Origin of the sequence: Flagellimonas algarum, from assembly GCF_040513375.1 — a bacterium.
GTDB lineage: Bacteria > Bacteroidota > Bacteroidia > Flavobacteriales > Flavobacteriaceae > Flagellimonas_B > Flagellimonas_B algarum.
Map to the genome: position 1 here is coordinate 265,457 of NZ_JBEVTG010000002.1, position 13,795 is coordinate 279,251.

Annotated in this window: 15 protein-coding genes; 13 read left to right on the plus strand and 2 right to left on the minus strand. The window is 49.1% G+C overall.

Annotated elements, in window-relative coordinates; translation table 11 throughout:
- The first annotated feature begins 128 nt into the window (after window positions 1-128).
- A complete protein-coding gene (locus ABV409_RS08405) occupies window positions 129-749 on the plus strand; it encodes a 3-keto-disaccharide hydrolase (RefSeq protein WP_353877135.1) in 621 nt (206 codons plus the stop codon).
- A 3-nt stretch (window positions 750-752) separates the two neighbouring features.
- Here the strand turns inward: ABV409_RS08405 and ABV409_RS08410 are convergent, their stop codons facing one another.
- Complete coding sequence (locus ABV409_RS08410; RefSeq protein ID WP_353877136.1) at window positions 753-1,676, minus strand: 3-keto-disaccharide hydrolase; 924 nt, start codon at window positions 1,674-1,676, stop codon at window positions 753-755.
- A gap of 53 nt (window positions 1,677-1,729) precedes the next feature.
- Complete coding sequence (locus ABV409_RS08415; protein WP_353877137.1) at window positions 1,730-2,827, minus strand: vWA domain-containing protein; 1,098 nt, start codon at window positions 2,825-2,827, stop codon at window positions 1,730-1,732.
- A gap of 127 nt (window positions 2,828-2,954) precedes the next feature.
- Here ABV409_RS08415 and ABV409_RS08420 point away from each other — a divergent pair, with 127 nt between their 5' ends.
- Genes ABV409_RS08420 through ABV409_RS08475 form a run of 12 tightly spaced genes read left to right on the plus strand, consistent with a single transcriptional unit; the run spans window position 2,955 to window position 13,789 of the window.
- Entirely contained in the window at window positions 2,955-3,863 is a 909-nt protein-coding gene (locus ABV409_RS08420; protein ID WP_353877138.1) for a polysaccharide deacetylase family protein, read from the plus strand.
- A 59-nt stretch (window positions 3,864-3,922) separates the two neighbouring features.
- Window positions 3,923-4,426, plus strand: coding sequence for a (2Fe-2S)-binding protein (locus ABV409_RS08425; RefSeq protein WP_353878158.1), 504 nt, complete (start codon window positions 3,923-3,925; stop codon window positions 4,424-4,426).
- An 18-nt stretch (window positions 4,427-4,444) separates the two neighbouring features.
- The gene (locus tag ABV409_RS08430) at window positions 4,445-6,676 is read left to right on the plus strand and encodes a xanthine dehydrogenase family protein molybdopterin-binding subunit (RefSeq protein WP_353877139.1); all 2,232 of its coding nucleotides are present in this window, start codon (window positions 4,445-4,447) and stop codon (window positions 6,674-6,676) included.
- Window positions 6,669-6,938, plus strand: a complete 270-nt coding sequence (locus ABV409_RS08435; protein ID WP_353877140.1) for a MoaD/ThiS family protein — start codon at window positions 6,669-6,671, stop codon at window positions 6,936-6,938. Before ABV409_RS08430 ends, ABV409_RS08435 begins: the two co-directional genes overlap by 8 nt.
- 3 nt (window positions 6,939-6,941) lie before the next feature.
- Entirely contained in the window at window positions 6,942-7,577 is a 636-nt protein-coding gene (locus ABV409_RS08440; RefSeq protein ID WP_353877141.1) for a transglutaminase-like domain-containing protein, read from the plus strand.
- Between the two features lie 9 nt (window positions 7,578-7,586).
- Window positions 7,587-8,573: a GTP 3',8-cyclase MoaA gene (gene moaA, locus ABV409_RS08445; RefSeq protein ID WP_353877142.1), complete on the plus strand. Its 987-nt coding sequence runs from the start codon at window positions 7,587-7,589 to the stop codon at window positions 8,571-8,573.
- 11 nt (window positions 8,574-8,584) lie between these two features.
- On the plus strand, window positions 8,585-9,175 hold the full coding sequence (locus ABV409_RS08450; protein WP_353877143.1) for an NTP transferase domain-containing protein: 591 nt from the start codon (window positions 8,585-8,587) through the stop codon (window positions 9,173-9,175).
- Complete coding sequence (locus tag ABV409_RS08455; RefSeq protein WP_353877144.1) at window positions 9,172-10,233, plus strand: ThiF family adenylyltransferase; 1,062 nt, start codon at window positions 9,172-9,174, stop codon at window positions 10,231-10,233. The genes ABV409_RS08450 and ABV409_RS08455 overlap by 4 nt, the downstream gene beginning before the upstream one ends.
- A complete protein-coding gene (locus tag ABV409_RS08460; protein WP_353877145.1) occupies window positions 10,224-11,006 on the plus strand; it encodes a sulfite exporter TauE/SafE family protein in 783 nt (260 codons plus the stop codon). The genes ABV409_RS08455 and ABV409_RS08460 overlap by 10 nt, the downstream gene beginning before the upstream one ends.
- Window positions 11,003-12,190, plus strand: coding sequence for a molybdopterin molybdotransferase MoeA (locus ABV409_RS08465; protein ID WP_353877146.1), 1,188 nt, complete (start codon window positions 11,003-11,005; stop codon window positions 12,188-12,190). Before ABV409_RS08460 ends, ABV409_RS08465 begins: the two co-directional genes overlap by 4 nt.
- The gene (locus ABV409_RS08470) at window positions 12,187-13,197 is read left to right on the plus strand and encodes an XdhC family protein (protein ID WP_353877147.1); all 1,011 of its coding nucleotides are present in this window, start codon (window positions 12,187-12,189) and stop codon (window positions 13,195-13,197) included. Before ABV409_RS08465 ends, ABV409_RS08470 begins: the two co-directional genes overlap by 4 nt.
- Window positions 13,190-13,789: a nucleotidyltransferase family protein gene (locus ABV409_RS08475; RefSeq protein WP_353877148.1), complete on the plus strand. Its 600-nt coding sequence runs from the start codon at window positions 13,190-13,192 to the stop codon at window positions 13,787-13,789. Before ABV409_RS08470 ends, ABV409_RS08475 begins: the two co-directional genes overlap by 8 nt.
- Window positions 13,790-13,795: the final 6 nt, after the last annotated feature.

The window sequence follows — 13,795 nt, forward strand, 5'->3', positions numbered from 1 at the left end:
CGGATGTTGATCGTTGTTTCACATATAAAACAAATACTGGGCCAAAAACCCTACTATCATTGGGGTATTCGGTCGAAAGTAGTGCTTCACCGATGAATTTAGTACCTTGGTCTAAGAAAACAACTCCCATGAAACACCTTTTCCAAATTTTCACCCTTTGCTTGCTCTTCCAATCAGGATTGGCCCAAAACGCATCCCAGATCGAATTGTTCAACGGACAGGATTTAACGGGTTGGATCACCCATGGCACCGAAAAATGGTATGTTGAAAACGGGGAATTGATTTGCGAAAGCGGCCCCGACGCCGCTTACGGTTATCTTTCAACCGCGGCCGATTATGACGACTTCGAGCTTAGTGTAGCGTTTAAACAAGAAGCGGATGGCAATAGCGGGGTATTCTTCCGTTCAACATTCGAAGGCACCAAGGTGACCGGATGGCAAGTGGAGGTAGCTCCTCCCGGTAAACATAGCGGGGGTGTATATGAATCCTATGGCCGTGGCTGGCTGATCAAGCCCGAGGCCGATAAAGAGCGCGCCTTGAAAATGGGGGAGTGGAACACCTTAAAGATCAGAGTGGTCGGCAAACAAGTGCAAACCTGGTTGAACGGTCAGGAAATGATTTATTTGGAAGATGAAAAAATCGCCCGAGGTAAAGGGGCCATAGCGCTGCAGATACACGATGGTGGGGGCATCAAGGTTCGATGGAAGAACATTGTGTTAACCCCCATTCAGGCCACGACACCAGAATAATGCCTATTCCATAGGAGTCACCTCAAAAGCGCGGAACTCGACAGGTCCGTGATCTCCTTGGATCATGAATGGTCCGGGTTCGCCTTCCTTGCTATCCAATGCACCTCCTGTGATACCGGGTATCGTCTGATTACTGATTATCGTTATCCCATTGGCTACAATGGTTACGCGGCTTCCGATTAATGTAATGTCATAGCTTTGCCATTCGCCAGCGGCTTTGGCGGCATTCTCATTGGGCTCTAAAAAACCATAAATCCCCCCAAAATAGATATCCATGGGATCCAATCCGAAATTGTCGGCGATTTGGACTTCATAACGCCCTCTTAGGTAAACGCCGCTGTTGCTGCCTTCCGGATACCGAAACTCGATGTGTGCTTTGAAGTCGGTAAATTTTCGATCGCTGATCAGGTTGGCGCCCCCTTTTGCGTTTCGTAAGACCCCTCCGTTGACCGACCATTCGTTCTTATCTGAATCCAAGTGCCATCCCTCGAGATCTTTCCCGTTGAACAATGCGATGGATTCACCCCATTTCGGATCGCTGGTATGGGGCAACTTCGGCGCCCGCACCCCTTTCCAGGTAATAATACTGCCGTCGGTGTAGACCAATGTCCCCGACAAGGTGTCGTTTTGCAAGCTGCCATGGAATGCCATATCGCTACCTTCAGGTTCCCATTGCCTGGGGATGGTAAAACTGAACCGATCACCGAATGTATGGATCTGGGCGATTGGCCGCGCACTTCCAAAAGCGAATACGAACCGACCGGTCAAGGTATTAAATCCCGAATGGCGTACTTCGAGCCATGAGGGGGCGGTCTTGCCCATGAATTCGATTTCCAAATCCCATCGGCCTTCCAACTCGTGTTGTTTTTGGGCGATGCCTTGGGTCAAAACCAATAAGAGGGCCAATACGGAAAAAAGGGTGCGCATAACTTCAAGGAATTTAAGCCTTGAAGATAACCAATCTTTAGAAAAACTTGGGCTTATTCACAGCCTCCTGTAAAACCATCGGCATTGAACTCGGTCTGCACGGCTCCTTGCCGGACCCCATCGGTCAATTGGATGACCAGGTTGTTCTCACCACTGCCATCCCTTTTAGGGCTGCAATATTCGAATAAATAGAAGCTATTCGCCTGTTCGCTGACCCGCGCGGAAATCTGGTTGAAGGTCGTTTCCAACTCCGCGGCATTACTGGCTACCACACTGGAGGTCTTTCCGATTCCATCCAAGATCTGGGTATCGATCTCTGCACCTAATCCAATGGTAAAGAAGGAAATATTCGGATTCGCATTGTTAACCGCGTTCAACGCACTTTCCTCCGTATAACGGGAAGCCTGGTCCGTTCCATCTGTGAAAAGAACAACCGAAGCGGCCACGATGGGCGATCCCTGAATGCTGTTCGCCTCATCGATCAATCCATTGGCGATATCGGCAGATTTGATTACAGCGCCGTACAAGTCGGTCGAGGGGTCATTGCTGATATCGGCGGTTATACCGTCAATAGCTGTGGTCAACTCCGTAATCGAGGAAGTCAATGGGTTCAAAAGATGCAGTTCATCTTCACCATCGAACCAGTAAATGGCCATTTTGAATGATTCGGTTTCCGGAACCGGCATGACATTGTTGACGAAGCTGGCCGAAGCCGTCTTCAGCTCATCCAAACTACCTTCCAACACCGAATTACTCAAATCAAGCACCAATAAGGTATTGCTGCTGAACACTTGGGAATTGGGCGAAATCCGCGCCAGTGATTCCGAAGCCGATATGGTGTTGAAACAGTCGTCGTTACGACCTTGCTCGTAAATCGTGAATTGATTGGCGGTCAAGCCCGAAATCGGATTGCCCAGGTTATCGGACACTTTGAACAAAACAGAGACCTTACCTGGTAAGGTGGTAAATTGATCTTGGATGGATAGAAGCAATTCGTTTTCCCCGAATTCCAAGCAAGAGTCGGGTTCTTCCCCTTGGCCCAATTCACCCTGGTTCAAATTGAAGTTGACATCGTCATCGGCATTGCCACACGACTGCAACAACAAGAAAAAAATAAATAAATAGGAAAGTGATTTGATTGATGATTTCATTTTCATGTTTTTCAGGTTCTTCAAATCTGAAACGCAAAAATTGCGCCAATAGTGTACCTCAATGATTTTTTGTAGCTTTTCGAAAGCAAAAAAAACCATGCAGCAGCGACTTTTAACATTCTTGCTTATGACCTTAGCTGTCCAAGCCCTACACACCCAGCAATCGAGCATTGCCGAACGCCTGGGATATCCGAAGGACACCAAACTGTTGATCATCCATGCCGATGATCTGGGCGTGGCCCATTCTGAAAATAGGGCCAGCCTTAAGGCCTTGGAGCAGGGGAGTGTCAATTCAGGAAGTGTTATGGTCCCTTGCCCATGGTTCCTTGAAATCGCCGCATACGCCAAGACCCACACCACACACGATATCGGAGTTCATCTCACCCTAACCAGTGAATGGAAGCAATACAAATGGGGACCTGTGTTACAGCATGAAAACACCCAAAGCCTCACCGATGCAAACGGACATTTTCCGGATAACGTAGCTGACGTCGTTACGAATGCCGAAGTGATGGTGCTCAAAAAAGAACTCGAGGCCCAGGTTCGTTTGGCCTTGGATGCCGGAATCGATGTGACCCACTTGGATGCCCATATGGGAGCCGTTATGGCAACTCCTGAATTCCTAAAGGCCTATATCGAAGTGGGCAAAGCACACCAATTACCCGTATTGCTCGTAGAAGCCATCGCAGGGCTACAAGACCCCAGTGTCCGAACACTACTCGATGCCCAAGACGTTCTGGTCGATTCGGTGTATTCGGCTTCTCCCGAGGATTATGCTCAGGGAATGGCCTCCTATTACGAACAAGTGCTAACCAACCTTGGGCCCGGCTTGAATTGCATCTTGATCCATACGGCCTACGATGACGCTGAGATGCAGGCCGTCACGATCGATCATCCGAATTGGGGCGCGGCCTGGCGCCAAGCCGATTTTGACTTTTTCACTAGCGAACGCTGCCGGGAGTTGCTCCAGGAGCAGCAGATCCAATTAGTCACCTGGCGTGAAATACGGGATGAGATCACTAGGGGAGGACATTAAATATTTAAAGCTTTGTTAAAACACTTTTATTTCGGGTTAAAAAAAGCCAAGCTCCTTTAATTTTTGGTACCTTCAAGCAAGACAACAGTAATCAAAAAACTATGCCAACGTATCAACTACAGGTCAACGGAAATTCGAAAACCGTTGATGTCACTGCTGACACCCCATTATTGTGGGTATTGCGAGATCATCTCGATCTCGTCGGAACGAAATACGGCTGCGGTATCGGGCAATGTGGTGCCTGCACCGTACATGTTGACGGCACGGCCATGCGAAGCTGTTCCTTGACTTTGGAACAGGTTGATGGCAAGTCGATCACCACAATCGAAGGACTTTCCGAATTCGGTGAGCACCCCGTACAACAAGCGTGGAAGGAAATCGACGTACCGCAATGTGGGTACTGTCAAGCGGGTCAGATCATGACCGCTTCCGCTTTTTTGGAAAGCAATCCGAACCCCAGCGAAACGGATATCAAAAACGCCATGCATGGCAATATCTGTCGCTGCGCCTCGTACAACCGAATCTACCGCGCTGTTGAAAAGGCTGCAGAGAACATGGGCTAACCCACCAATACAATGACAATGGAAACAACAAAAAATACTTTTAGCAGGAGAGCCTTCATGCGCACTACGGGTTTGGCCGGTGGCGGAATGCTCATCGGTTTCAATCTCTTCCAGGCGTGTAAACCCAAAGTAAAACTGGAACCCCCGGTCGACCTTTCCCTCTTGGAATACAAGGACTTCAACGCGTTCATAAAAATTGCGGAAAACGGGGTGGTCACGATATTTTCCCCTAATCCCGAAATCGGACAAGGGGTCAAGACCTCCATGCCGATGATCATTGCCGAGGAATTGGACGTAGCTTGGAAAAACGTGCATGTCGTTCAAGGGAAACTGGATACCCAAAACTTTGATCGTCAGGTCGCGGGAGGGAGTCAATCGCTCCGTCATGGTTGGGATGCCTTACGACAGACCGGTGCTACGGCCAAACAGATGTTGGTCAATGCCGCTGCTGCCCGCTGGGGGGTCGATGCTTCCGAATGCAGTGTGAGCGAAGGAGTCATCACCAGTCCAAAAGGGGAGACCTTGGGGTATGGTGAAGTGGTGTCTGAAGCTGCCTTATTGGAAGTGCCCGAAGAGGTCGCCCTGAAAGCACCTAAAGACTATAAGATCATCGGAAAAGATGCACAGAACGTGGATATCGATGAGATCATTACCGGCAAACCCTTATACGGATTGGATTATAAATCCGAAGGCATGGTTTATGCCGCTGTAGTCCGCCCACCCGCATTCGGGCAAAAATTGGTGTCTTTCGATGCGGAAAAGGCGAAGACCATGTCTGGAGTACTCGATGTGCTTACCATTGGCGAAAAAGCCCGTAAACTGATCGAAGCCCAGCCCAACATGGCCGGAATCCTTTCTTCAAGTGACAAGGTGGTGGTCATCGCAGAATCGACTTGGCAGGCCTTCAAGGCCAAGGAAGCCATCGAAGCGGTTTGGGAAGATGCGGAACAAATGGAAAGCACCGAAGACCTAGATGCTTCCTTACATGCCCTTTTGGATGGTTCCGAATTCAACACCATGCGGGAAGACGGGGATGTTGACAAAGCCTTTGCTGAGGCCGATGAGGTTCTTGAAAGAACCTACGAAGCGCCCTTCCTACCACACAACTGTATGGAGCCCATGAATTTCTATGCGGATATCACCGATGAAAAGGTCCATTTGGTTGGACCCATACAAACCCCGGCTTGGAAAGCTGGAGCCGTCTCGGCCATGCTAGACCGTGCCCCGGAGGAAATCGAACTTGAAATGACCCGGATGGGTGGTGGATTCGGACGACGCTTATACGGGGATTTCGTTTTGGAAGCCGCCGAAATAGCCAATAGCATCCGCAAACCTGTCAAGGTAGTCTATACCCGTGAAGATGATATGAATGACGGTATCTATCGTATGGCATTGAAATACCGCATCAAAGCATCCGTCAAGGATGGGAAGCTCACAGGCTACCACCTTAAGGAGGCAGCGGTCAATTCGAACATGTACGGCTTGATCCCTAATTTCTTTCCGGCAGGTGCTGTGGCCAACTACAAAGTCGATGTGGCCAGCCACAATAGTGCCATTACCACAGGCGCATGGCGGGCACCGTATACGAATTTTCTAGCTTGCGCTGAACAGAGCTTCTTTGACGAATTGGCCGAGATGATGGATATGGACAAGATCCAGATGCGGATCGACTTGTTGAAACAAGTAGACGCCGCTGCCGATGACCGCATCCAATACTCGCCCGAGCGCATGATCAAAGTCATTGAGACTGCAGTCGAAAAATCAGGTTGGGGCAATTCACCAAGTAATGTGTACCAAGGTTTTGTCAACTACTATTGCCATAATACCCATGTGGCCGAAGTCGCTGATGTGGTCATCGAAAACGGGGCCCCTGTTGTTAAAAAAGTGACCTGCGTGGTCGATTGTGGTATCGTTGTAAACCCACTGGGCGCCCTGAACCAGATTGAAGGTGGGGTAGTCGATGGTATCGGACACGCCATGTATGGGGATTTTGGATTTGCCAATGGAAAACCCCTTGCCCAAAATTTCGACCGGTATCGGTTGATTAGAATGAAAGAGGCACCGACGGTCGAAACACACTTCATCCAAAATGAAATCGCACCGACCGGCCTTGGTGAACCGACTTTACCCCCTGCAGGAGGGGCGATTGCGAATGCCTACAAAGCCGCAACCGGAAACCGCCTGTACAATCAACCGTTTAGCAAGACGCCTGAATTGCTGCGTCCGAAAAAACAGGAAATTATTGGATAGATCATTTATGAATGTATTGTTGTTCGGGGTTACCAAAGATATCATTGGTAGCCCCTCACTTTCTATACCTACTGCCGGTTTCAACGGCAGGGGCGTCCCTAAGAACGTCGGGGAACTACGCCGACATTTGTATAACTCATACCCCGGGTTGGAAGCGCTTTCTTCTTTGGCCATTGCGGTCAATAATTCCTATGCGGATGATGGCACCACCATCAACAGCTATGATGAAATCGCCTTGATCCCACCGGTAAGCGGAGGCTGAATTATGGAGCGCTATTTACAAGAGAGTTATTATCTCGACTACAACGCAACGACAATTAAGGCCTTGACCGCACCTTTCCTTATGATTGAAAAGCCGGTTGATCGTGCGAAGGCCATCTATCTGGCCATTAGGGATGGCTGGCGTTACAATCCTTACCAAATCAGTATGAATACCGAAAACTATCGGGCCAGCGTCATTTCAGGAAAGTCGGAAGGACATTGTGTCGACAAAGCGATACTCCTGACGGCTTGCTTACGGGGGCTGGGCATTCCTGCTAGACTGCGTCTTGCCAAGGTGACCAATCACATCGCCGTAGACCGACTGACAGAGCGTTTCGGTTCGAACGTCTTAACGCCACATGGCATGGTCGATGTCCACCTGGAAGGCAAATGGGTCAAAGCCACCCCCGCCTTTAACAAAGCCCTTTGCGAGCGATGCCAAGTGGCCCCATTGGAATTTGATGGAAAGAACGATTCGATGTTCCAGGAATTCAATCAAGAAGGAAGACAATTCATGGAGTACCTGGAAGATTATGGCGCTTTCGAAGATGTACCTTTGGAATTCATGATGGGCAACCTGCGGGAAAACTATCCTGATGTTTTTGATGAAAACAATGGAATTGTTGAATATCGGTTTTAAATTAGTGGGATGTTGATCGATAATCACGGAAGGGAAATCAATTATCTGCGCTTGGCGGTGACCGATCGCTGTAACCTCCGTTGCAATTATTGCATGCCGGCTGAAGGTATTGATTTCGCCAAAAAGGACACCCTTTTGACCACCGCTGAATTGAAGCGTGTCGCCAAGGTCATGGTCGGTCTCGGAATCGATAAGATCCGATTGACCGGAGGTGAACCCTTTGTGCGCAAGGATATTATGGAATTGCTTCGGTTTCTAGCTACACTTGATGGCCTTCAGGATATTTCGGTAACGACCAACGCCACCTTGATCGGACCCCATATCGATGAATTGGAAAAGCTGGGCATTCGAAACATTAATGTTAGTTTGGATGCGATACATAGGGATACATTCAAAAAGATTACACGCCGAGACACCTATGAAACCGTCGTTGGCAATGTGAACCGACTCATCGCCAGGAATTTTAACGTCCGGATCAATTGCATTGTTTTGGAAGGTCAGAACGAGCAGGAAATCATACCCCTGATCGAAACTTTTAAAGCGCAGCATGTTGCGGTCAGATTCCTGGAAGAAATGCCCTTTAACGGAGGGTCTAAATCCTTTGGGAAAATCCATTGGGACCATAAACGCATTTTTGCGTATATCCAAGAACATTATCCGGATATCCAAAAGCTCCCCGCTCCGAAAACCTCGACATCAGTAAATTATCGCATCTCCGGACATATGGGCAGTTTTGGCATCATTCCTTCCTTTAGCCGTACGTTTTGTGGTAGCTGTAATCGCCTGCGCATCACAGCCACCGGAGATGTAATCAGTTGCCTATATGGGAAACCCAAAACCAATGTACGTGAACTGCTTCGGGAAAACAGCGGCGACAATGCCTTCGAAGCTGCCATATTGGACGTCATCGGTACCAGGGCGAAAACCGGCTTCGAGGCGCAAAGCCAGCATGCGGAATCGGTCTTCGATAGCAGCATGACATCGATTGGGGGATAAGCGGGACTACTATGGGACACACAGCTGAATTATTTAGTTTGATCCTGGCCGGCGGCCGGAGCTCCCGAATGGGCACCGATAAAGGGCGGATTAGGTACCATGGCAAGCCCCAGCGTCAAATCCTTTTCCATCTTGCCAGTGAATTCACCGCTAAGGTTTGGTATAGCGTTCGTGAAGAACAACGGCATGAATTTGATGAAAGCGCCCCATTGATCATCGATACGAACCGATACAAAGGCCCGTTCAACGGAATTTTGAGCGCGCATTTAGCACATCCTGAAGTCGCCTGGCTGGTGATGGCCTGCGATCTTCCATTCCTAGACAAGGATGCATTGGATAAACTAATCGCCCATCGAAAAAGAGCTAGCTCAGCTACGGCTTACGCAAGTAAAGCATCCGGTTTGCCCGAACCTTTGATTTCCATTTGGGAGCCCAGTACCCTCCGAAAAGCCATGGTCCAATTGGCTAGTGGGTCGAATTTGGGGCCTCGCAGCTTCCTGATACAAGAAAACGCCTATTTGGTGTATCCTGATAGTGACAAGATACTGTACAATGCCAACACGCCAAAAGATTATGCTTTGGCCAAATCCCTACTTTCATGAGTGAAGATCGCTACAGTAGGCAGATCCGACTCAAGGGGTTCGGCCCGGACAGCCAAGCCCGCTTGCAACAAAGCAAGATCTTGATCGTGGGTATGGGCGGTTTGGGGATTCCGGCTGCGTTGTATTTGAATGCTATGGGAGTAGGTACTTTAGGACTTATGGACGCCGATACCATTGCCTTACACAACTTACAACGGCAGGTGTTGTATGGTGAGGCGGATGTAGGGAAATCCAAATTACATGTGGCCATACAACAGTTACAAGACCGGAACAAAGGGACCCAACTCATACCCCATGACGCTTTTTTGGACCGATCAAATGCCATGGCCATCATCGAACCCTACGACTTGGTCATCGATGCCAGTGATAATTTCGCGACGCGCTATTTGATCAACGATGCTTGTGTGATTTTGAACAAGCCTTTTGTATATGGGGCCTTGCACGCATTTGAAGGACAGGTGAGTGTTTTCAACCATCACAATGGACCTACCTATCGTTGCCTTTTTCCGACCCCCCCACAGCTAGAGGAGATACCGAATTGTGATGAAAACGGTGTCTTGGGAGTGGTGCCGGGTATCATAGGAAGCTTACAGGCCTTGGAAGCTGTAAAGGTCTTGACAGGACTCGGTCAAGTCTTGAGCGGTGAACTGCTTATCTACGACGGTTTACACCAGGAGAGTCGCAAAATACGCTTTGAGAAAAACGGATCCCTACCCAAGATTACGGCCCTTGAACAGCACTATGATGGACTTCCATGTACTTTTTTGGACTCCATTTCAAGTGAAGGGTATTTAGAAGGTGTGGGCGCACACCTGCTGATCGATGTACGGGAACCGCACGAATTCGATGACGACCATTTGCCGCAGGCACTCAATATTCCCTTATCCGAATTGGAACCTTGGAGTCGTGTGGCCCAAATCAACGAACCAATTTATCTTATCTGTAAATCCGGACAGCGGAGTAGGGCGGCGCAACGTGCTTTGTCACAATGGATTCCTGAACATAAGCTCGTCAACATCGAAGGGGGTATGGATCAAATCGGAAATCGATGTCGGTAGTCATAGAGGGGTTTTGGGGCCTCGTATCGATATTCTTCCTCATCGCATTTCTGTACGCCTCGGCCGGTTTTGGTGGGGGTTCTAGTTACCTGGCCATACTGGCATTGGTACTTACCGGGTTTTTCATGATACGGAGCACCGCCCTAATTTGCAATCTCGTCGTGGTAACCGGTAATTGCCTGCTGTATTATCGAAAAGGGTATTTGCAATGGAAACGGTTCTTGCCGTTTATTGTCACCAGCATCCCTTTGGCCTTTATCGGGGCTCTCATACCGCTGCAAGAACGAACGTTTTTCATCGTTTTGGGACTTGTGCTGCTTTTGGCCGCAGTGTTTTTGACGATCCAAACCTATTCGAGACCGTGGAATGATCGGCCAAAATCCTATCCTAAAGGCATGGCCTTTATTATGGGGGCAGTGGTCGGTTTGTTATCGGGCATGGTCGGCATCGGGGGTGGGATATTCTTAGCGCCGATACTACATTTCATGAAATGGGATCGCCCGATAGTTATAGCCTCCTTGGCGAGTTTCTTTATTTTAGTAAACTCGGTTTCGGGTCTCAGTGGACTTTGGTTGGGTGGGACCTTATCCCTTCCTTGGCCTGAAATTATCGGATTGGTGCTGGCCGTATTAATCGGCGGACAATTAGGAGTGCGCTATACCTTGGTAAAAGCATCCCCAAAACGATTGCGCTTGCTGACCGCGGTCTTGGTCTTGATCGTCGGAATCAGGATACTACTCAAAAATGGATTACAATTTAGTTTTATGCAATGATCGAATTCGAAGAAGCTTTTAGCAAAGTCATGCAAACGGCTCAAGGTTTTGGCACGGTCGAAGTACCCTTGGAAAAGGCCCACGGACGCGTTTTGGCTGAAAACATCCTTGCCGATCGGGACTTTCCTCCTTTTGATCGAGTGACAAGGGATGGCATCGCCATTCGACACAATCCATCCAATAAGCACTGGAAAGTTACAGGAATCGCTGCCGCCGGAAGTCCGCAACAGCGCTTGGAAAACGACACTTCCTGTTTGGAGGTGATGACGGGGGCGATCTTACCGAAAAATGCGGATACGGTCGTCATGTATGAACATATCACACTGTCGAACGGGGAAGCACGACTGCTTGAAACCGTTGAAGACGGTCAAAACATCCATCAACAAGGAAGTGATGCAGCGAAAGGAACCGTACTGATTCGGGAAGGGAAGTTGCTAACAGCTGCTGAAATTGGGGTACTGGCGTCGGTTGGGGCATCCACCGTTAAAGTCCATCGCAATCCGAGGATTTGTTTGTTTTCAACTGGAGATGAGCTGGTTTCCATCGAGCAAAACCCGGAACCGCATCAAATTCGTCGTTCGAATGCGCATACCATGCGGGCCGCGCTGTTGAAATGGGGTGTCGCTTCTGAAATTTGCCATGTCAAAGACGACAAAAGCGCCATCCAAGAAGCCTTGGCCCGCGCCCTGGCCGAGAATGAGGCCATTCTTATCAGTGGTGGGGTTTCCAAAGGAAAATACGATCATCTACCAGAAGTACTCGAGAATTTGGGGGTCGTGAAGCACTTCCATAAAGTAAAACAACGTCCGGGCAAACCATTTTGGTTCGGAAAGCATCCGGATTCCGGAGCGGTCGTTTTCGGTTTTCCAGGAAATCCATCATCCACCTTCGTAAATTTCCACCGCTATTTCCGCCCATGGTACTTGCAAAGTTTGGAACGCGAGGAGGAGCATTTTACCGTATCTTTAAAAGAAGGGTTTGACAACCCATTGGAATTGACGCGTTTTATCCATGCAAAGGCGACCAACGAATCAGGAAAGCTAACGGCCACCTTGATCCATGGCAATGGTTCGGGAGATCTCACGAGTTTGGCTGAAGCCAACGGTTTTGTCCGCATAACCCCTAAAACGAAGGTTAGCGCCGGTACGATCCTAGAATTCACGCCAACGCGACGCATACTATGAAAACACATGAACTAAAAAAAATCTTCAAGGCCTTTTCAGCGGCTAACGAAAAAAAACACAAAACCGTTTTGGCTTCGGTGGTGGCCCTCGAAGGTTCTTCATACCGCCAACCAGGTGTTCGGATGCTCATTATCGAAAATGGGGATATGGTCGGGGCCGTATCCGGTGGCTGTGTTGAAAAGGAGGTCAAAAGACAAGCCCAGTCGGTTTTCGAAAAGGGGATCCCGAAGGTGATGACTTATGACGGCCGCTACCGCCTCGGGTGTGAAGGCGTTCTCTTCATACTCATTGAACCGTTTGAACCTTCAAGCGAAGTGGTCGAAGCGTTTTGGCAGCGCATCGATACCAGAAAACCAATCGGTATACAAAGTCATTTTGAACCTAGGATTGAAGAAAACCAAGGTTTTGGATCACAACTTCATGTCGATGAAGTCACTTTGCCACTCCGACCTGTTGACCAGCCTTATGTCGGACCAACGGTTTTAGAACAACGATTGGATGCCCCTTTTAGACTGCTTATTGTCGGGGCTGAACACGATGCGGTACAACTATGCGCCATGGCGGCGCTAATGGGATGGGAGGTCATTGTAGTCGCACCGCCGAACGAAGAAAAGGAATTAAAGGATTTTCCGGGGGCAAAAGCCATGGCATACGCAGAAGCGGAGACCTTGACCGTTCAAGGTGATGTTCATACCGCAATTATCTTAATGACACATAGTTATGTAAAAGACTTAAAGTTTTTGTTGCAGTTGAAAAGCCACCGATTCGCCTACTTCGGGATTCTGGGGCCGGCACGAAGACGGGAAAAGCTTTTTCATGAAGCCCTGGAACATGACCCGGATTTATCCCTTGAATTCTTGGAGTCGGTCAACGGACCGGCCGGATTGGATATCGGTGCCGATACACCGCAAGAAATCGCTTTGTCCATCTTAGCCGAAATCTTGGGTACGACTCGAAATCGTGATGGAAGCCCATTGAAGGATAAGGAAGGGAGGATCCATGCCTGATAGGGGATTGGCCGTTTTGCTATTGGCAGCTGGTGCCTCGACCCGATTGGGGCAAGCCAAACAGCTATTGCCTTGGAAAAACGGAAATTTATTGGATCACGCCATACGAACCGCTTTGTTACAAAGTCCCGAGGTCTATGTCGTTCTTGGTGCCCAACGTGAAATCATCAAATCACGGACCGACCTGTCAAACGTTACTCCGATCGATAATGAGGATTGGGAAAAGGGGATGGGGCACTCCATCGCTATCGGAATGCGCCATATCATTTCGCACACGACACCAACGGCCGTATTGATCATGTTGGTCGATCAGCCCTTGTTGGAAACCGAACATTATGGACGCTTGAGAACCCGCTTTTTTTCCGGCGACCGACAAATCGTCGCAACCAGCTACGGCAGCAAGCCCGGTGTGCCCGCTATTTTCGGACCGAAAATGTTCGATGGACTTGCTGCGTTGGATGGGGCAATGGGTGCGCGACGTTTCATCCGATCACAGTCGGCCTATACGGCATCATTGCCGCCTTTTGGAAATGCTACGGATATCGATACGATGGATTCGTATCGGCAACTCTACGCGCATTACGGTACATAGGGAATA